This is a genomic window from Corynebacterium provencense (genome assembly GCA_900049755.1).
Taxonomy (GTDB): Bacteria; Actinomycetota; Actinomycetes; order Mycobacteriales; family Mycobacteriaceae; genus Corynebacterium; species Corynebacterium neomassiliense.
Map to the genome: position 1 here is coordinate 217,649 of LT160592.1, position 19,837 is coordinate 237,485.

Consider the following 19,837-nt stretch of genomic DNA (forward strand, 5'->3'; position numbering starts at 1 on the left):
CAAGTGATCGGCAATCTACGCCACCGTGACCGGACCGCACATCTCATGCGGGACGGCGTTGCCGAACTGGGCGCATCACCCCACTCTTGTCAGCTCAGCAAAGCCATGCTTCACTCAACAATAGTGTCCAGCGCAAGCGCAGCCCTTCAAGAAGGTCCTCTGACGTAATGTTTGGCACACCTGACGATTCTCCCCATGCACTCACCACCAGATGCACTCACCACCAAGAGGAATCAATGCGACACAAAGCACTCAGACCGCTGCTCGCGATTGCTCCGGCCTTAGGGCTGGGATCAACACTGACCCCCACCCCGGGCAGCCCAGCCCAACACCACCACCGAGCCCGAAGACTCGGCCGCCGAACAGCAGGCCCAACAAGACCGTACGGCCAACCCACTGGCGCGAGCGCTAGCAGCAGCGCCGGTCAACTGCACCACCTACTGGCCCAGCCCCTCCAAGGTCTGCGGAGCAATCCGCGAGAAGTACGACGCCATCGGCGGGCCCACCAGCTTCCTCACCTGGCCCAAGTCCGATGAGCTCGGAGTCCCCGACGGGGTCGGGCGGCGTAACGAGTTCGTCAACGGGTTCATCTACTGGCACCCCACCACCGGCGCACACCCTACCTCAGGAGACATTCTTTTTCAATGGAGATACACAGGATACGAAAGGGGACCATGGGGATACCCGGCAGGTGACCCAATACAGCAAGAAGATGGTTGGTATCGCCAGAAGGTAGCAGTAGGACATGCATACGGATTGATAGCTAACGGACTTGCCGATTTGTGGGCTCCCGACGGCAACATCGACCCTGGATTTAAGACCACAGAAAAGTCTTCATTTAGATCTATTTCCCCGAACGCCGGAGGAAACGACTATACTGACCAGGCAAAGTCTACTACTTAAGACGCGGGCAGAAACAAGGTGACACCACGTGGAGGACATTACGATGGAAATGACAAGCCCGACAGCTACTCTTCGAGACCATTCGAGGCTCTTCGCGGTTCGGAGTGCGTAGATAGCTGAAGGGCGGGACGCGGGGTGGTACAACATACAGAGGCCCTGGCCGGTACAAGATGAGAGTTGCGAAGCTTCCATCTGACCGAACCAGGACCCTACCGTGCACCCTACTGGCAACCTCGTCGCCGACACCATCTGCCGCACCGCAGAACTCGGTCTGACGATCACCGATGCCGCCGACGCCGGCACCCTCACCATCATCAACGCCGAGCCGGTGGACGTAGCCGACACCTGCCCGGACTGCGCGATGCCTGGGGTGAAGCGGGACCACATCCGACGTCGACTCGTCGACCTACCGGTCGTGGGGTTCCCCACCCGCCTGAACGTCCGGGTACCCCGCTTCACATGCACCAACCCCACCTGCAGCAGGAAGATCTTCCAGACCTCACTGGCCTGCGCTGACGACGGGGCGAAACTCACCCACCGGGTGACCCGCTGGATCCTCCAACGCCTCGCCATCGACCGTATGAGCGTGGCCGCCACGGCGAAGGCTCTCGGAATCGGCTGGGAGTTGGTCAATACCGTCGCCGTCACCGCGGCCCGGAGCATGGTCTACGCTGACCCCTCCCACCTGGCTGGGGTCCGGGTCCTCGGCGTCGATGAGCACGTCTGGAAACACACCCGCCGACCCGGCGAGCCGTCTTCGATGGTCACCGTGCTGGTGGACCTGACCCCGCTGACCGACGGGGCAGGCCCGGCACGTCTGATCGACATGCGCCCGGGGCGGTCCGCAGACGTCCTGAAAACCTGGCTGGGTGAGCGGGACCCGGACTTCCGGGCCGGGGTGCAGGTCGTGACGATGGACGGGTTCACCGGCTACGCCACCGCCGTCGACCACTCTCTCCCTGCGGCGCGCAAAGTCATGGACCCGTTCCACGTCGTCCACCTGGCTGCAGAGAAGCTCAGCGGGTGTCGGCAACGCCTGCAGCGAGAAACCACCGGACGTCGGGGGCAGAAAGACGATCCGCTGTACAAGCACCGCCGGGCGCTGCTGACCAGGACCGATTTCCTCACCGACCGGCAGCGCCAGCGCCTGGATCGGCTGTGGGACACCGACGATGACTACGTCGCGTTGCAGGTGACCTGGGAGTTCTACCAGGACCTGGTCAGTGCCTATGGTCAGCCGGACAGAGCGCGGGGCAAGAAGTTGATGGGCAGGGTGATCGGCACCCTGCGCAAGGGCCTACCGACGGGGCTGGAGGAGCTGGCGCAACTCGGCCGGACCCTGTGGCGCCGACGGCACGACATCCTGGCGTACTTCGATATCGGCGCATCCAACGGTCCGGTCGAGGCCATCAACGGCAGGCTGGAGCATCTACGCGGCATCGCCCTAGGGTTCAGGAACCTCGACCACTACATCTTGCGGTCGCTGATCCACTCCGGCCAGCTGCAGGACCGGATCAACGCACTCTAAATCGAGAAGAGCCCCATTCGACTATGACAGATTTACCACAAGCATAACTTTTTTGCTTGTACTCCATAAAGGTTTTTATCGAAAATACCTCCCCTGTGTGGGAATAAGGCGGACGGAGAATATATGAGAATAAGTTCTACAGACAAGACTGCAATGAACCAGGGGTGTGCAAAAACACCGGGGAGTGGTTTAAGATTCGCATGGTCTACGAACCTAAAGAGTTTGGTAACCCCGGTGAGGAGAAGGGGATACTCACCATGTATCCCATAATGAATACCGGACAACCAGTCATTACTAGCGTCCAAGCCCCTGATTGGTTCAGCGCAGATCTTCCCACTTTTTAAAGGATGGTATACATGCAAGAAAACCAATACTTAGGATCATTCCCCGCCGTCTCTTCGTTTGACCCTAAGATAATTACTAGTGAAATTGACAAGAAGAGGCGTGCGTTCGAAGACGAGCTGGGCGAAACCAAGATGGAAGTTCGGGCTGTTTGGATTCTCACGGACGGTATTTTGAGGGTGGTACTCTCGGCGGAGCTCGGTGAATCTCGGGCATTGCTCGGCTTCGAGGCAGTAGCAAGAGGATTACTATCGTCGAAGAATAAGGTGGATGAATCTGAGCTGGCGTCACTATTTATTGTAGACTGCCTAGCGGGAGAGGATTTCCCAGAACTGCTTAAGTCCACTAAAGAAGGAAAGATATTTTGGGCTCATCCGATTTTAGAAATCGCGCGACCGGACACACTAGATGAGGTCCAAGATGTTCCTGCGCGATATCACATTGTCGAAGAAACGGATGGTTAACGACAGGGCTCTAATTTGTTCCCGGTAAGGAATAGATATTTATCGACACGAGTTTTGCGATTACAATAGGAAGATCGACTACGCCACCGTGAAGCAACCGCAGAAAAGAATTTAACTTTAGTGCCCACTAAGAATAAATCAAATAATGTCAAAAGACCAAGAATGAAAAGGACATCGGATGTAGCCCACGTCTTTTATTCCACTTACTACAATGATCCGGAAAATCGTTTCTCCGGGTACGTTTTGTGCGTTACAACCGATAGTGGCATATCAGGAAAGTCTACTAAGAGTCCCGATCGTTGGATAAAATATCACCATCTGCAGAGCGAGCCAATCTACACTTCTTTGCGTACTGCAAACAGCGACGGAGAGTCACGGAAGGTGATTTGGCTGGTCTTGATGGGCCTGCTCTGGCCCATAGAAGAAGATTGGGAGTCGTTTGAACCTACTTGTGTAGGAGCCGCTTGGGATATTGCGACCGCAAAGAGGATTCAGAACGACGTTGACCAAGGTGGAAATACTGTCGTGATGGGTTTTCCTGACGGTTGGCTCTATGGTCGTGACAGGATTCCACCCGTCGCCTGATTTGATATGGCTTGGAAGGTGCGGGACAACCTTCGATTCAGTTCGCCAGGTTATTACTGTCAAGTACCCGTCAGATCGTCGAGCGGCTGCTTCCGAGCACGCGGCCGATCTCTGTCACCGTCATCTCCTTCGACTCGTACAGTGAGCGGGCGGTGGCGGTCTGCTGTGCGGTGAGCTTTTCGGCCGACCCCCTACCTGACCCCGTGGGCCTGTAGATCCTCCAACTGGTCGATCAGATGCGGGACCGACCGACCCAAACGGTACAGCCGCCGCACCACCACCGTGTCCCCACTGCGCACCCCTCCCCCACAACCGGTCCAACTCCGGACAGTGCGCCCACGACCCGGACCCCACTTCGGTGAAGTTCTCGCCGCACCCGTGCCGGCTCAACGCATCGCGGTGCAGACTCGCGTCCTGATCCGGCGTCAACACTCAAGCATGCCCGAATACTTCATCCGTCAAACCCTCTTTCACTCCGAAGTATCCGGAACTCGCTACATGCGAGCTCCGCCGGTCCACCCAGCCCGGCGTGGTACATCAGGAAGTCGCCGATCTGGATCACCGTAGTGCAGCCGCGCAAAAAGAACTGCCCCAGCGTGTACGAGAACTTCGTCTCGCTGCCGTGAATACCATCGATGAACCGGACGGTGTCCATACGTTCAACAACGCAGTTACTACCACGGTGAGTGCAGGAACAGGGTGTCCCCCGATGTACTCGCACCGGATGGCTTTATCGGGCTAACTGGATATTTTCCCGGGGCATCCAGTTAGCCGCCCCTGCATGAGGGGTACCTGACGACAATGCAGTCACCTCTTCGCTCGCCCCACACTGTGCCAAGGGCGGAGGTGCCTCGCCGCCAGAATCTGACCTTCAAGGAGAACACCATGTCTTTACGTAAGCGGTCGGGCGCGGCGGGCAACGCCACCACCGTCACGGCTGGTCCAGCCGTCAGCGTAGGAGCGGGAACAGCAGCAGCTGTGCCGGGCAGCTGTCGGTAAATGCACAACGGCCGGAGCGTGACAGCCGGGTGCAGTAGCAGTGGTTCGCGGACCTGACCACCTTCCGGGACTGGTTGATCAGGAATGACACCGGATCGTCCCCTGGCCCCGAGCGCAGTCAGCTCCGCCGGCCAAGCTCCGCGTACCGCTGGGCCGTCGATGAGACCATCGTCATCCGGTCACCTGTCGTCTTCCAGTCGATCAACGGGCTCGTTGATCCAAGGGCACGAGAAAGTGGTGGACACGGTGTGGATTCCCACCAAGGATGAGCCCGACCGGGTTATCGACCTCATGCGGGCCGGCAATGCCACCCAAGACGAGCAGAAGCGGACTGGACCGCCGGAGCGGACTTGTCGGATGTGCCTGGCGCCGGTGACCTCGGACACGATGGCCACGGCAATGCTCACAGGGATGCTCGTCAACGAGCTCTGCGTTCTCGTCGTCGATGACCCGGATACTGAGGCCCCGGGTGGTTCATCTGGTCCGTCAGCTGGATGTGCGTACGCGTCAGCGAGAACCGTTGCAGACGAAGCCGGGATGGCGTGACATTCCCGTGGCGGAGCAGCTGAACCTGATCCTACGGCGTTTGACGCAGGACAAAGCCCCCACTGACTTGATCTTCAGTGGGGGCGAGGGCCGGTCGCTCCGGTCATCTCGGGCGACGGTTGCTGTTGAGCGCATTGCCGTAGCTGCAGGTGCGGTGCAGCCGATGCGGACCGGGGCCGCGTCCACGCACTGCGGCACTTCTCAGCGTCGAGTCTGATCCACTACAGGCCGTCCGAACCATGTGGTGTCGGCGGTCACGGGGCACTCGTCGGCAGCGATGACGCTGAACGTGGACACCCGTGTCCTCGACCGGTCGGGGGCGGGAACACGGGATGCGATCGGGAGCACGATCGGGTACGGGATTTCTGCGGGATCACGGCACCTGCGGGTGGTGCCTGATTCCGGCTTCTAACTGGTCAGACTACGCGGTCTCGTCGAGCGGGTTCTTCACCCAGCTCATCATGTCGCGGAGCTTGGCACCGGTCTTCTCGATCGGGTGTTCCGCGATTCCGGCGCGCAGGCCCTCGAGCTCCTTGTTGCCGCCTTCAACGTTGGCAATGAGACGCTTGACGAAGGTGCCGTCCTGGATGTCGGTCAGGACCTCGCGCATACGGTCCTTGGCACCGGCGTCGATGATCCTGGGGCCGGAAAGGTACCCGCCGAACTCAGCGGTGTCAGACACCGAGTAGTTCATGTTGCCGATGCCGCCTTCGTAGATGAGGTCGACGATCAGCTTCATCTCGTGGAGGACCTCGAAGTACGCCATCTCCGGCGCGTAACCGGCCTCCGTGAGGACCTCGAAGCCGTTCATGATGAGGTACTCGAGGCCGCCGCACAGGACCGCCTGCTCACCGAAGAGATCGGTTTCGGTCTCTTCCTTGAAGGTGGTGGCGATGACCCCTGCCCGGGCCCCGCCGATGGCGGCGGCGTAGGACAGTGCCAGCTCGCGGCCCTCACCCTTCGGATCCTGGTCGACTGCGATGAGGCAGGGGACACCCTTGCCGTCGACGTACTGGCGGCGGACCAGGTGTCCCGGGCCCTTGGGGGCAGCCATGGCGACAGTGATGCCGGGAGCAGGCTTGATGAGGTCGAAGTGGATGTTGAGACCGTGGCCGAAGAAGATGGCGTTACCGTCCACCAGGTTCGGGGCGATGTCCTCGGAGTAGATCTTGGCCTGCGAGGTGTCAGGGGCGAGGATCATGACCACATCAGCCCACTTCGCCGCTTCTGCGTTCGAGAGCACCGTGAAACCGGCCTCTTCGGCCTTGGCACGCGACCGTGAGCCTTCGCGGAGCCCGATGACGACCTCCACACCCGAGTCCCTCAGGTTCTGGGAGTGGGCGTGCCCCTGGGAGCCGTAGCCGATGACGGCGACTTTGCGTCCCTGGATGATCGACAGGTCGGCGTCGTCGTCGTAGAAAACCTCAATTGCCATGGAGGATCTTGCCTTTCGTGGAAAATCGGACTGAGAAACCCGGACTGGGTAACCGGGCTTGAGAAATCGGACTCTGGGGTGAATTCTAGCAGATTACGTACCAGAGTGTGAGACGCACCGTCTCACTCGATGGGGTGACTGACCGGGTAGGTCGGGTGCATGCACCCGACGAGCCTGTCAGAGTTTGGCCGGGTACATCGCCTTCGGCCCCCTGCTCACCGCGGTGAGGCTGGACTCGACCAGCTCGCGGATCCCGAAGGGCTCGAGGACGTCCAGCAGCGCCTTCAACTTGGTGGGGGTGCCGGTGGCCTCGATGACGAGGGACTCAGGTCCCACATCGACGACATGGGCACGGAAGAGCTTCGCCGCTTCGACCACCTGGGTGCGGTTGGAGTTGTCGGCACTGACCTTCACCAGCATCAGCCCCCGGCACACGATACTGTCCGGGGCGTGCCTGCTGACCTTGATCACCGGGATCAGCTTGTTGAGCTGCTTGGTGATCTGTTCGATGACATGGTCCTCCCCCTCCACCTGGATGGTGAAGCGGTTGACACCGTCGACCTCGGTGCGCCCCGAGGAGATGGAGATGATGCTGAAGGCACGTCGGGTGAACATCCCGGTGATCCGGGACGCGATACCGTCGACGTCCTCACACAGCACGCTGAGGGTGTGGATCTGCGACATTAGTTCTGCTCCCCTTCCTGGATGGTGGACCGGATCTCCTCCGGTGACTCCGCCGCGGAATTGTCGTCGTCGAACAGGGGACGCAGGTCGCGGGCGTACTGGAGTTCGTCATTGGAGGAACCGGCGGCGATCATCGGCCAGACCTGGGCGTCCTCACCGACTATGAAGTCGATGACGACCGGCCGGTCGTTGATCTCACGGGCCCTGCGGATGACCTCGGCAACCTGGTCCTTTTCGGTGACCCGGAACGCCGCACATCCCATGGACTCCGCCAGACCGACGAAGTCGGGGAGGTAGGTCTCCCCCGGCTTGAGATTGGTGTTGGAGTAGTGCTTGTCGAAGAACAGGGTCTGCCACTGGCGGACCATGCCCAGGTTCCCGTTGTTGATCAGCGCAACTTTGATGGGCAGGCCTTCGACGGCGCAGGTGACGAGTTCCTGGTTGGTCATCTGGAAACAGCCGTCACCGTCGACCGCCCACACCTCGGTGTCCGGGCAGGCGGCCTTCGCACCCATGGCGGCGGGCACCGCGTAGCCCATGGTGCCGAGCCCACCCGAGTTGAGCCATGTCCGGGGCTTCTCGTAGTCGATGAACTGCGCGGCCCACATCTGGTGCTGCCCCACCCCGGCGACGTAGATGGCGTCCGGGCCCACGATCTCCGAGAGAGTCTCCAGCACGAACTGCGGCGCGAGCTTGCCGTCCGCCGGCCACTCATACCCGCGGGGGAAGTCGGCACGGAGACCGTCAAGATAGGTCCGCCAGTCCGCCACGTCAGGGGCGGGCAGGGACGCCATGGCCTCCGTGAGCGCCAGGAGAACCTCACGGGCGTCACCGACGATCGGAACCTGCGCCTCACGGATCTTGCCGATCTCCGCCGGGTCGATGTCAGCGTGGATCACCGCGGCACCGGGTGCGAAGGACTCGACGTCACCGGTGACACGGTCATCGAACCGTGCCCCGACTGCGAGGATGAGATCCGCCTTCTGCAGGGCTGCGACCGCGGGAACGGTGCCGTGCATCCCGGGCATTCCGAGGAACTGCGGGTGGGACTCCGGGAAAGTGCCCAGAGCCATGAGCGTCGTGGTCACCGGGATCCCCGTGGCTTCGGCGAAAGCCAGCAGTGCGTCCGACGCCTCCGCCTTGAGGACGCCGCCACCGGCGTAGACGACCGGCCGCCTGGCCTCAGACAGCATTCGCGCCGCCTCGTCGATCTGACGGGAGTGCGGGGTGGTCACCGGGTGGTAGCCGGGCAGTCGGTAGGTCGGGGGCCAGACGAAGTCCAGTTCGGCGTTCTGGACATTCTTGGGGATGTCGACGAGCACGGCACCGGGGCGTCCGGTGCTGGCGACGTGGAAAGCCTCGGCGATGGCGGCGGGGATGTCCTCGGCCCTGGTCACCATGAAACTGTGCTTGGTGATGGGCATGGTGATCCCGCGGATGTCAGCCTCCTGGAACCCGTCGGTACCCAGCAGCTGGGTTCCCACCTGGCCGGTGATCGCGACCACGGGGACGGAATCCATGTTCGCGTCAGCCAGGGGGGTGACGAGGTTGGTGGCACCCGGACCCGAGGTGGCGATGCACACCCCGACCCGGCCGTTGGCCTGGGCGTAGCCGGTCGCTGCATGACCTGCACCCTGCTCATGCCGGACAAGAATGTGGTTGAGCTTCTCCGACCCGTAGATCGCGTCGTACAGCGGCAGGACAGCGCCGCCCGGGAGCCCGAACACCACATCGGTTCCTAGCTCCTCGAGGGACCGGACGACAGCCTGGGCGCCGTTGATGCGCTCAGGCCGTCGACCACGTCCGGTGGCGGCGACGGTGGCGGGACTGGGGTGTGAGCGTGAGGTGTCGGTCACAGTCCGTGCACTCCTTTTCGGGTCAATTGTCGTGGAAGTCGGATGGTCCGGTCCTCCGCGTCCACTCGGTGCCGGCGGGACCGGAGAACCGGTCTGAACCGACTGACGCCCCCGGTCCCGGCGAGTCGTACGCCGGGCGGGGGCGCCAGAGTGTTCCGCGAAGTAACCGCAGGGGCTCTAGCGCCCGGCGGGTACGAGAATTCGGAACATCGTCATGGCGGTGAGAATAGTCCATACGGCCCCCTCCGGTCAACGCGTTGGCCATATCGTTCCCACCCGCTGATACCTCAGGTCTCATTCTGTGGTCTTCCTGCAGGGGTGTGTCCGGGCCTGTGGTCGAGGTCGCGGCGCCCTCTTCCCGGCTCCGCGGACAGTCCCCACCCCCGGCCGGCAGGACACCCCCGGTGACGGACAGCGAACTTCAAGGACCGGCGACTACGGTCGGTCCCATGCCTGATGTGAAGTACCTCCTCATCAACCTGTGGACGTGGATCGTCCAGCACGGCCTCACCCTCGCCGCACTGGTCATCGTCGGCATCCTGATACCTCGGGCCGGCCGCCTCATCGTCAGGATCATCACCGCCCGGATGACCCGCGGTGAAGAACAGACGAAGAGTCACCTGGCCCTCGTCGGGGCCCTGGTCTACCTGCTCGAGATCGTCGCCTACTTCTTCCTCGTGTACACCGCACTGACGAACCTCGGTGTGTCGACGGTCGGGGCCGCCGTGCCCGCCACCGTGATCTCCGCCGCCATCGGCTTCGGCGCCCAGAGAGTCATCGGCGACTTCCTCGCCGGCTTCTTCATCATTTCCGAGCACCAGTACGGGGTGGGCGACTTCGTCTCCTTCGACAGCACCAGTGACCAGGTCAAAGGGACGGTAGTCCGGCTGACCCTGAGATCCACGCAGATCAGGACAGGTAACGGCGAACTCGTCACCGTTCCCAACAGCTCCGCCAGCGTCACCATCAACTACTCGCAGGAATGGTCCCGTGCAGTGGTCGACCTGGAGATCCCCATGACCGGGGACGACACAATGTCCTCCCTGTCCAGGACAGTTTCAGAGGTCACCCGGCACGCCATCGACAACAGCGGCATCAAGGACGACGTCCTCGGCGAGATCAGTGTGCTGCCGGCCATGAACATCACCCCACCCACCGCGGCAGGTCTTCCCTGGACAGTCGGAATCCAGGTCACAGTGGACGTCAACCCCGCCACCCAGTGGGAGGTGCAGCGGACCATCCGGGCCGCGCTCGTCAACGAGTTCTGGGACCGGTTCCAGGCACCCGGGGAACGCGCGGCAGCCTACGCCGGGGCCCCCACACAGGCATTCCCCGTGGTCTCCGCGCCGGTGCACACCGCAGGGTCAGACAGCACAGGATCAGACAGCACAGGGGCAGACCGCGCAGGGTCAGACCTCACGGGCACGACGGGTACCGCCCACGCCGTCGAATCCGGCGAACCCCGTCGGACCACCGCCCCCGCACCGACAGGCGCAGACACTGCTGGGACACAGGCCTCCCACAGGGCACACACCGGTGCGAAGGACGCCGGGGAGACGACGGATGCCGGGACCGACACCACGGTCGAGACGACGCCGGCAGCCTCCGACGTCGACGGACTCGCCGCCGACGTCGCACGCAACGGAATATGGCGCAACCTGGACACCAGCTCGCGGATCTCCCGGATCCTCTCCGTCGGCGGCCGCATCCGCCCCTCCTCCGGCGCCCTCATCCTGACCATAGGCCTGCTGGCACTGATCGGACTGTTCTCGGCGACACCCCAGGGCGGCAACCCTGCATGGCTGGCCCCTGACCGCCTGGCCCCGTCAACCCGGACGGCCGACCCTGACACCGGGGTGGCGCCCACCACTCAGGACACCGGAACCCCGGACAGTGACGGGGTCACCACCGCCCCGTCGTCCCCGACCACCCCGCAGGAGGACACCGGTGACTCCGGCGGAAGCGGCGACACCACAGGAAACCAGGACGGTACCGGGACAGGAACCGGCGGCCGGACCGGCGGACAGGGCAGCGGGGCGTCCTCCCCGTCCACCCCGACCTCGATCTTCGACAGATTCGGCGGAGACACCGGAACCGGAGGTGACAACGGCACCGGCGGTGACGGTGGGAACAGCACCGGCGGAGGTGCAGGCGGTACCGGAGGCACCGGGCAGAACCAGGAGCCGGACTCCGGAGGCACCACACCGGACGCCCGCGGCGACGGCACCACCTCGACGACGACCGGTGCGACGGCCGGGTAGCCGCCCACCGACCGCAGGACGGCGGCCGATGCGGGTTGACAGGGGTGGTGCTGATTAAATGGGTGACCATGAGCTCCCGGGACAACACCGACACTTCCCCGCACGCTTCCCGCCTTCCCTACCAGGTCCGGGTCGACCAGGGGAACCTCGTGGCCGCCGGAGTCATGTTCGCCATGAGCCTCATCGCCGTCGCCTACGCTCCCCGGGTACTTTTCTGGGCGCCACTGCTCCCGCTGGTCTTCGTCATCGGCATCCTGCGCTCCCGTACGGTGTTCACCACCGGGGGAATCGTGGCACACTACCTGTTCCGTCGGTCGGCCTCGTTGGCGTGGGGGGACTTCGACGCACTACGATTCAGCCGTGGAGGTAGAGCCCTCGCAGTCAGGAAGGACGGGACATCGTTCCCGCTGCCTGGCGTCAGCTTCAATTCGCTGGTTGACCTCAGCGAAGCGACGGAGGGCAGGATCCCGGACCCGGTGACCCCGAGTCTCACCGCCATCGACGAATCGGTCAAGGTGGTCAACCGTGATTCCGGAATCGCCGTTCTCATGGACAAGGACGAGTACGACGAATACGAAGCCTCCCGCCGGACCAGCCGCATGGCCCGGGAGGAACTCCAGCGTCGTGACGAGGCGCGGCGGAGATCCGGCACCGATACCCGGGACTGAGACGACACAACTGCATTTTCTGCGCTTTAAGGACTGCCCACATGAACAAGATCCCGTTCCGTTCCTCGGTGACCACCCAGGGACGCAACGCCTCCGGCGCACGCTCCCTGTGGCGTGCCACGGGTATGACCGACGGTGACTTCGACAAGCCGATCATCGCGATCGCGAACTCCTACACCCAGTTCGTCCCCGGTCACGTCCACCTCAAGAACGTCGGCGACATCGTCGCCGAGGCAGTGAAAGAGGCCGGTGGTGTCGCCCGCGAGTTCAACACCATCGCGGTGGACGACGGTATCGCCATGGGCCACTCCGGGATGCTGTACTCCCTTCCGAGCCGGGAGATCATCTCCGACTCCGTCGAATACATGGTCAACGCCCACCAGGCGGACGCCCTGGTGTGCATCTCCAACTGCGACAAGATCACCCCCGGGATGCTCAACGCCGCCCTGCGGCTCAACATCCCCGTCGTCTTCGTCTCTGGTGGTCCCATGGAGGCGGGCAAGGCCGTCGTCGTCGACGGTGTCGCACACGCCCCCACCGACCTCATCTCCTCGATCTCGGCGTCCGCCAACGACCAGGTCACCCAGCAGGGCCTCCTCACCGTGGAGCAGGCCGCCTGCCCCACCTGCGGGTCCTGCTCCGGAATGTTCACGGCGAACTCCATGAACTGCCTCACCGAGGCACTCGGACTGTCGCTCCCCGGCAACGGGTCGACACTGGCCACCCACCACGCCCGGCGCGCCCTGTTCTCCGAGGCGGGCCGACTCATCGTCGACCTGTGCCACCGCTACTACGGGGAAGGGGACGCCTCGGTCCTGCCCCGGAGTATCGCCACCAGGGAGGCGTTCGAGAACTCCATGGCCCTCGACATGGCGATGGGCGGGTCCACCAACACCGTGCTGCACATCCTCGCCGCGGCACAGGAGGGCGGGGTGGACTTCAACCTCCAGGACATCGACAACCTGTCCAAGAGGGTCCCCTGCCTGTCCAAGGTCGCCCCGAACTCCAACTACCACATGGAGGACGTGCACCGGGCCGGAGGAATTCCGCGGATCCTCGGCGAACTGTGGCGAGGCGGCAAGCTCAACGAGAACGTCCACACCGTGCACTCGGCGACACTCGCGGAATGGCTGGAGCGCTGGGACATCTCCGCGGCCCACCCGGCTCCCGAGGCAGTGGCCCTCTACCACGCCGCCCCCGGCGGGGTGCGCACCACCGAACCGTTCTCCACCGACAACGTCTGGGATGAACTGGACACCGATGACGAACACGGCTGCATCCACTCCGTGGAGCACGCCATCACCGCCGACGGTGGACTGGTGATCCTGCGGGGCAACCTCGCCCCCGACGGCGCGGTGATCAAGTCCGCCGGCATCGACGAATCCCTCTGGCACTTCTCGGGCCCGGCACTCGTGGTCGAGTCACAGGAGGAGGCGGTGGACGTCATCCTGAAGCGGAAGGTCCGCCCGGGCAATGTCATCGTCGTGCGCTACGAGGGTCCCGCCGGTGGTCCCGGCATGCAGGAGATGCTCCACCCCACAGCTTTCCTCAAGGGGTCCGGTCTGGGCAAGAAGTGTGCACTGATCACCGACGGCCGGTTCTCCGGCGGATCGTCCGGAATCTCGGTCGGGCACATCTCCCCCGAGGCCGCCGCAGGTGGACTCATCGGCCTGGTACGAAACGGGGACACCGTCACCATTGACGTCCACAACCGTCAGCTGAACCTGGAACTCTCCGAGGAGGAGATCGCCTCCCGGAGGGCGGAGATGGAGGCGTCACCGCGTCCCTGGAAACCGGTCTCGCGCAAGCGGAAGGTCACCAAGGCACTGCGCGCCTACGCCTCCATGGCCTCCAGTGCGGACAAGGGAGCCGTCCGCATCGTCGAAGAGGACTGAGCCGGCCCGGTCAGGCCGGTCAGGCCCCTCAGCATCAGACCCAGAAGACCCAGAAGATTCAGAAGGTGCCCGGGTACGCCCCGCCGTCGAGCAGAAGATTCTGGCCGGTGATGTAGCCCGCCTGTTCCGAGCAGAGGAAGGCGCAGGCCGCCCCGAACTCCCCGGGGCGTCCGAAACGGCCTGCAGGAATACCCGTCGGTTCCGGCAACACCCCGTCCGAGAGTCTCCTGATCCGGTCGGTGTCGAACCTGCCCGGGAGCAGGTTGTTCAGGGTGACGCCGCGCGAGGCGAGCTGCGGCTGGCGCGCCACACCGGCGATGAAGCCGGTGAGCCCCGACCTGGCACCGTTGGACAGCCCGAGACCGGGAAGCGGTGACTTCACCGACGCCGAGGTGATGTTCACCACCCTGCCGTAGCCACGGGACGCCATGTCGTCCACCGTGGCCCTGACCAGGTCCACCGCGGTGAGCATGTTGGCTTTCAGGGCCCCGGTCCAGTCGTCCTCGCCCCAGTCGCGGAAGTCGCCGGGAGGCGGGCCACCGGCATTGTTGACGAGGATGTCGACACGGGGAGCCGCCGCAAGCATCCTCTCCCGCACCCCGGGGTCGGTCACGTCACCGGCGACCTCCTCCACCTGAACTCCCCTGCCCCGCAGACGGGACGCCGCCTGCGCCAGTGACGCGGCGTCCCGCCCGTTCACCACAAGGTTGACGCCCTCGCCGGCCAGGGCGTCAGCACAACCGAAACCGAGGCCCCTGCTGGAGGCGCACACCAGAGCCCAACGTCCTGCTATCCCCAGATCCATGACTCCCAGCCTAGCCGGACCGGAGGACGGACATCCGGTTCAGGTGGGCGTCCCTCCCGTGGACGCCTACACTGGGCCCCCATGACAGACCGGGCGCCCCTGACAGAGCACAGCAGCACAGGCCGGATCACCGTCGAGGACGCCCACCTGCGCAATCTTCGCCATGTCGACGTCAGTCTGCCGCGCGACGCCCTTGTCGCGGTGACCGGGGTGTCCGGTTCCGGGAAGTCCTCACTGGCCTTCGGCACCATCCACGGTGAAGCACAGCGCCGCTACCTCGAGTCGGTCGCCCCGTTCGCCCGACGTCTCATCGCCGGCGCCGTGGACCCGCAGGTCACCGCCATCCACGGCCTGCCGCCCACGGTCGCCCTGGAGCAGAACCGTACCGGCGCCTCCGCCCGGTCGACGGTCGGCACGATCTCCACGATCTCGAACTCGGTACGGCTGCTTTTCTCCCGCTGCGGTGACTACCCCGCGGAACTCCGCAGAAGGGTGGGACGCCTGGACTCCGACAGTTTCTCGCCGAACACCGCCGCCGGCATGTGTCCCACCTGCCAGGGAACCGGGACCGTCCACACCCCGACGGAACGGACCATGGTGCCGGACCCTGACCTCTCCATCGACGACGGTGCCGTAGCCGCATGGCCCGGGGCCTGGCAGGGGAAGAACTTCCACGACATCCTCGTCACCCTGGGCTACCGTACCGACGTGCCCTGGCGGGAGCTGCCCGCCGCCCAACGGGAGTGGATCCTGTTCACCGACGAGACCCCCGTGGTCACCGTGCACCCTGTCCGTGGCGCCCACCAGATTCAGCGCACCTACCGGGGTACCTGGCGCTCGGTGTCCGCGTACCTGCGTGAGACACTCGCGTCCACCGGGTCGGAGAGCACCCGCAGGCGTGTGCTGTCGTTCATGGAGCACGCGGTCTGCCCTGCGTGCGGTGGGCGCCGTCTCATCCCCGACGCCCTGAAAGTCACCTGGCGGGGACTCACCGTCGACCGGCTCAACGCCCTGTCTCTGGAGGATCTGTGTGACAGGGTCACCGGTACCGGGACAGCCGGTACCGGTACGACCGGTACCGCCGGGCCTGCGTCGGCAGAGGCGGAGCGGCTGCTGCTCAACCAGCTGACCCCCACCCTCACCGCCGCGGTCGACCTGGGACTGGGCCACCTCAGCCTGGACCGGGCCGCCACCACACTGTCCGCGGGGGAGCTTCAGCGTCTGCGGCTGGCGTCCCAGTTGCACTCCGGCCTCTTCGGTGTGGTCTACGTCCTCGACGAACCGTCGGCCGGCCTGCACCCCACCGAACGGGAGGCGGTCCTCGACCTCGTGCGGCGTTTCATCCGGGCCGGGAACAGTGTCATCCTGGTGGAGCACGACATGTCTCTGGTGGCGGCGGCCGACCATGTCATCGACGTCGGACCGGTTGGCCGATTCGCGTGCGAGGGACGCCTAGAGGTCTCTCATGGGAGGGTCGAGGACGCCGAGGGCGACCGTGGCGGCAAGTGTGAGGGCCAACGGGGCCCAGGTCACTGCGGGGCGTCCCTGGGCGGCGGGGACTCTCGGCATCGGACTCCTAGTCGGGGACAGGGGGACAGGGGATCTGAGGCGTCCTCAGCGGGCGGTCAGCCTGCGGACTGTCGCGGTGAGCCCGGCGAGGGCCTCGTCGACGACCTCGGCGTCCACCCGCCGGTCGGCGCCACCGTCAGGCACCGGCCCGGCGACCTGCAGGTAGAACTTGGCCTTGGGCTCGGTACCGGAGGGACGGACCACCACACGGTAGTCCAGGGTGGCGGTACCGGCTGCGTTGTCCCCCGGTGCTGTGCCACCTGCCGGTGCTGACCAGCGGACACGGAAACCCGCCTGTGTTCCGGCCCCGGGGTCCAGTGGCTCGACCGTGGCAGGACGCCCCGCGCCGAGCTCGGCAGGGGGAGATGCCGCCCCCCCCGCGCCGAGGGCCCGTCTCTTCTACACATCTAGGTGTGGATAAGAGACAGGGGTACTGCCGGCGTGGGTGTCCCCTTCCCCCAGTTCCACCAGGCGGTTGGGGGACGCACCCTCCGCCACCCAGGTGGCGGGCCGTTCCGTCCACGGCCGGGTGCGCGGATCCACGGCCCGCAACCGGTTCGCTGCGGGTGCGGGGAACCCGGCGAAACCTCGACGTCGACATCACGCTCGGACTGGGCCAGTTCACCGTCGTCACCGGAGTGTCCGGCTCCGGCAAGTCCACTCTCGTCACCGGGGTGCTCCCCGAGGTGGCGGCAGCGGCCGGGCTGCGCACCGACCTCATCACGCAGAAACCCATCGGGAGGACGCCCCGGTCCACCCTCGCCACCTACACCGGACTGTTCGACCACGTCCGTCGACTGTTCGCCCGCACCCCCGACGCACAGCAGCGAGGGTGGACCGTCTCCCGGTTCTCCTACAACGTCGCCGAGGGGCAGTGCCCGACCTGCCACGGTGAGGGAACCATCGAGGTTGAGCTGGTCTTCCTGCCCGGCAGCTACACTGTCTGCCCCGACTGTCGTGGAGCGCGCTACCGGCCGGAGACCCTGGAGGTCACCTGGCACGGTCACACGGTCGCCGACATTCTGGGCCTCACCGTCGCCCAGGCCCGGGAGGTGTTCGCCGACCAGCCCCGGATCGCCGCGGCACTGGAGACCCTGCACGCCGTGGGCCTGGACTACCTCCGCCTCGGTCAGGGTGCACCGGAACTGTCCGGCGGTGAGGCACAGCGGATCAAACTGGCCACCGAACTGCAACGCACCCCCAACACCCGTCGCAGGACACCGACCGTCCACCTGCTCGATGAGCCCACCACAGGCCTGCACCCTGCTGATGTCGACCTCCTGGTCACCGAACTGTGCAGACTCGTCGACGCCGGTGACACGGTCGTCGTCGTCGAGCACGACATGAGGGTCGCGGCGCAGGCCGACCGGGTGGTGGACCTGGGCCCCGGGGCCGGCGCCGAGGGTGGCCGGGTCGTCGGCGGCGACGGCGACCGGGCGTGCTCTCGCGGCGTCCTCCCGAGTCTGAGGGTCAGTCCAGTCCCACCGCCGCCGCTGCATGGACCGCGTCGGTGAGCACGGCGAGGGTCTCCGACTCCAGGCGCCACCGCTGCCAGTACAGCGGTACTTCCGTCACATCGTCGCTGAGACGCACCATCGTCCCTTCGGCGACGAACGGTGCGGCCGCCGGAACAGGGACGACCGTCCAGCCGAGACCTGCGGTGACGGCGTCGTTGAGGCCTTCGAAGCTGGGGATACGGGACACCCGGCGGCCGGGGTCGGGCCGGACCCCGTGGAGTTGCAGGACAGTGTCCGTCATCCGGTCGTGGTCGCTGATCACCAGGGTCGGCAGGTGCGCCCATCCGGTCTCGGAGAGCTGGCGTGCCAGTCCGGGGGACCCCACCGGCCAGTAGCGTAGGGTACCGAGGGTCTCCGCCACACAACCGGGGACCGGGGTCTTCTCGGCGGTGACCACACCCATCACGTCGCCGCGCCGGAGCATCTCCAGGGAATGCTGCTCATCCTCGACCAGGAGCTGCAGTCCGATTCCACCGTGCCGGGCCACCTCCGCGAGCACGGGCCGGAACCAGGTTCCCAGGGAGTCGGCGTTCACCCCCACCGTGACCGGACGTTCGCTGACCCGGTGACGCAGCCGGTCGCCGGTCTCCGCCTCGAGCAGACGCATTTTCCGGGCCGCCTGGACGAGGACCTCCCCGGTGTCCGTCACACCGACCGGCGTGGTACGCCTCACGACCACCCGGCCCACGTCCGATTCCAGTGCCCTGATCCGCTGGCTGACCGCCGAGGGGCTGATCCCCAGTCGCGCTGCGGCTCCCTCGAAGGTCCCCTCGTCGACGACCATCAGCAGAGTATCCATGTGACGTGCAATCATGAAGTTGATCTTAATCATGTTCAGATCCACTTGTTTGTCTTCAGACAGGGGGCTTCCTAGGCTTCCCGACGTGACCACCGAATTCATCCGCATCGCACTCGCAGGCCTGCTCTTCCAGCTCACGGTCGTCGTCGGCGTAGGACCGCAGAACCTGGTCCTGCTGCGGCAGGGAGCCCGCCGGTGGGGCGTGGGACTGGTCGTCACGGTGTGCGTCCTCGGCGATCTCATCCTCCTGCCCGCGGGAACCGCAGGCATCGGGGTGGTCGTCGAACGGATGCCGGTACTGCTCGACATTCTGCGGTGGGCAGGCGTCGCCTATCTCCTGTGGTTCGCGGCGACCTGCCTGCACGGAGTCCGGCACCCCCGTCCGATCGACGCCACCGCCACCGTCGCCGGAGACCCTCCGGTGCCCCTGACGGCGACCGATCCCGCGAGCGCTCCTGCGTCTGCTCCCGCACCGGGGTCGGGGCCGGGCGGCACCACGCCCCCCCCCCCCGGGCCCCGAGGAGGACACCGACGCGGGCGCGGGGGAGCGGCAGCCCGAGTTCCGGGGCCCCGCGGCGTCCGGGGGTTTCAACAAAAGGAGAAAAAGAGAAGGGAAAGAGACGGTCGCGACACTGCCCGCCCGCAACCGGAGCAGAGAACAGACCCGCCGCACCGGAGCTCGCATGCCTGCCCTCGCGGCGCTGCCGACGGCCCTCGCGGTGACCTTCCTCAACCCTGCGGCGTACGTCGACGGCATGGTGGTGTTCGGGTCCATGGCCAACCAGTACACGGACGCCGGGAAGTGGGCCTTCACCGTCGGAGCGGTGGCCGGGTCGACCCTGTTCTTCATCGTGGTCGGCTACGGTGCCCGCTACCTCGCCCGTCCACTGTCCAGGGCGGTGGTCTGGCGGTGGCTCAACCTCGGCATCGCGGTGGTGATGGTCGCGATGGCCGCACGGCTCGCACAGACCGTCTGACCGG

The 19,837-nt window shown here is 65.1% G+C and carries 15 protein-coding genes and 3 pseudogenes; 11 read left to right on the forward strand and 7 right to left on the reverse strand.

Annotation, left to right across the window (positions count from 1 at the left end):
- Positions 1–492 precede the first annotated feature (492 nt).
- From BN3906_RS13940 to BN3906_RS14740, 4 genes are all read left to right on the forward strand, one after another.
- On the forward strand, positions 493–903 hold the full coding sequence (locus BN3906_RS13940) for an LGFP repeat-containing protein (RefSeq protein WP_261796869.1): 411 nt from the start codon (positions 493–495) through the stop codon (positions 901–903).
- 214 nt (positions 904–1,117) lie between these two features.
- Positions 1,118–2,431 (forward strand): ISL3 family transposase, encoded by a 1,314-nt coding sequence (locus BN3906_RS01015; RefSeq protein WP_025253818.1) that lies wholly within the window; start codon positions 1,118–1,120, stop codon positions 2,429–2,431.
- Between the two features lie 356 nt (positions 2,432–2,787).
- Complete coding sequence (locus BN3906_RS14315; protein WP_147592685.1) at positions 2,788–3,237, forward strand: hypothetical protein; 450 nt, start codon at positions 2,788–2,790, stop codon at positions 3,235–3,237.
- 120 nt (positions 3,238–3,357) lie between these two features.
- Positions 3,358–3,822, forward strand: a complete 465-nt coding sequence (locus BN3906_RS14740; RefSeq protein WP_187119873.1) for a hypothetical protein — start codon at positions 3,358–3,360, stop codon at positions 3,820–3,822.
- Between the two features lie 191 nt (positions 3,823–4,013).
- Here the strand turns inward: BN3906_RS14740 and BN3906_RS14920 are convergent, their stop codons facing one another.
- The 5 genes from BN3906_RS14920 to BN3906_RS01040 all read right to left on the reverse strand — a co-directional run bounded on the left by BN3906_RS14920 (position 4,014) and on the right by BN3906_RS01040 (position 9,342).
- The gene (locus BN3906_RS14920; protein WP_315969028.1) at positions 4,014–4,121 is read right to left on the reverse strand and encodes a recombinase family protein; all 108 of its coding nucleotides are present in this window, start codon (positions 4,119–4,121) and stop codon (positions 4,014–4,016) included.
- A 152-nt stretch (positions 4,122–4,273) separates the two neighbouring features.
- Complete coding sequence (locus BN3906_RS01020) at positions 4,274–4,477, reverse strand: hypothetical protein (protein ID WP_066583060.1); 204 nt, start codon at positions 4,475–4,477, stop codon at positions 4,274–4,276.
- A 1,311-nt stretch (positions 4,478–5,788) separates the two neighbouring features.
- Positions 5,789–6,802 carry a ketol-acid reductoisomerase gene (ilvC, locus tag BN3906_RS01030; protein WP_066583065.1) on the reverse strand — a complete coding sequence of 338 codons (1,014 nt, stop codon included), beginning with the start codon at positions 6,800–6,802 and terminating at the stop codon, positions 5,789–5,791.
- A gap of 177 nt (positions 6,803–6,979) precedes the next feature.
- The gene (ilvN, locus tag BN3906_RS01035; RefSeq protein WP_066583067.1) at positions 6,980–7,486 is read right to left on the reverse strand and encodes an acetolactate synthase small subunit; all 507 of its coding nucleotides are present in this window, start codon (positions 7,484–7,486) and stop codon (positions 6,980–6,982) included.
- Positions 7,486–9,342 carry an acetolactate synthase large subunit gene (locus BN3906_RS01040; RefSeq protein ID WP_066583069.1) on the reverse strand — a complete coding sequence of 619 codons (1,857 nt, stop codon included), beginning with the start codon at positions 9,340–9,342 and terminating at the stop codon, positions 7,486–7,488. The genes ilvN and BN3906_RS01040 overlap by 1 nt, the downstream gene beginning before the upstream one ends.
- A 449-nt stretch (positions 9,343–9,791) precedes the next feature.
- Between BN3906_RS01040 and BN3906_RS01045 the strand changes: the two genes are divergently transcribed.
- The 3 genes from BN3906_RS01045 (at position 9,792) to ilvD (ending at position 14,166) form a co-directional block, all read left to right on the forward strand.
- Positions 9,792–11,603, forward strand: a complete 1,812-nt coding sequence (locus BN3906_RS01045) for a mechanosensitive ion channel family protein (RefSeq protein WP_066583070.1) — start codon at positions 9,792–9,794, stop codon at positions 11,601–11,603.
- A gap of 68 nt (positions 11,604–11,671) precedes the next feature.
- Positions 11,672–12,271, forward strand: coding sequence for a PH domain-containing protein (locus BN3906_RS01050; protein ID WP_066585723.1), 600 nt, complete (start codon positions 11,672–11,674; stop codon positions 12,269–12,271).
- Between the two features lie 41 nt (positions 12,272–12,312).
- Complete coding sequence (gene ilvD, locus BN3906_RS01055) at positions 12,313–14,166, forward strand: dihydroxy-acid dehydratase (protein ID WP_066583071.1); 1,854 nt, start codon at positions 12,313–12,315, stop codon at positions 14,164–14,166.
- Positions 14,167–14,224: 58 nt separating this feature from the next.
- Here ilvD and BN3906_RS01060 read toward each other — a convergent pair whose 3' ends face one another.
- Positions 14,225–14,971 carry an SDR family oxidoreductase gene (locus BN3906_RS01060; protein WP_066583072.1) on the reverse strand — a complete coding sequence of 249 codons (747 nt, stop codon included), beginning with the start codon at positions 14,969–14,971 and terminating at the stop codon, positions 14,225–14,227.
- 81 nt (positions 14,972–15,052) lie between these two features.
- On the opposite strand from BN3906_RS01060, the pseudogene BN3906_RS01065 reads away from it, so the two are divergent.
- Together BN3906_RS01065 and BN3906_RS01070 are read left to right on the forward strand one after the other, a co-directional pair.
- A pseudogene (locus tag BN3906_RS01065) lies at positions 15,053–16,396 on the forward strand (excinuclease ABC subunit UvrA); the annotation flags it as partial.
- Positions 16,397–17,076: 680 nt separating this feature from the next.
- Positions 17,077–18,054, forward strand: a pseudogene (locus BN3906_RS01070) (ATP-binding cassette domain-containing protein); the annotation flags it as partial.
- Here the strand turns inward: BN3906_RS01070 and BN3906_RS01075 are convergent.
- Positions 18,011–18,871 carry an ArgP/LysG family DNA-binding transcriptional regulator gene (locus tag BN3906_RS01075; protein ID WP_066585725.1) on the reverse strand — a complete coding sequence of 287 codons (861 nt, stop codon included), beginning with the start codon at positions 18,869–18,871 and terminating at the stop codon, positions 18,011–18,013. The pseudogene BN3906_RS01070 and the gene BN3906_RS01075 sit on opposite strands and share 44 nt — an antisense overlap.
- Before the next feature lie 16 nt (positions 18,872–18,887).
- Here BN3906_RS01075 and BN3906_RS01080 point away from each other — a divergent pair.
- Positions 18,888–19,166: pseudogene (locus BN3906_RS01080) on the forward strand (LysE family transporter); the annotation flags it as partial.
- 373 nt (positions 19,167–19,539) lie between these two features.
- The gene (locus BN3906_RS01085; RefSeq protein ID WP_078057018.1) at positions 19,540–19,833 is read left to right on the forward strand and encodes a LysE/ArgO family amino acid transporter; all 294 of its coding nucleotides are present in this window, start codon (positions 19,540–19,542) and stop codon (positions 19,831–19,833) included.
- The last annotated feature ends 4 nt before the right edge of the window (positions 19,834–19,837 follow it).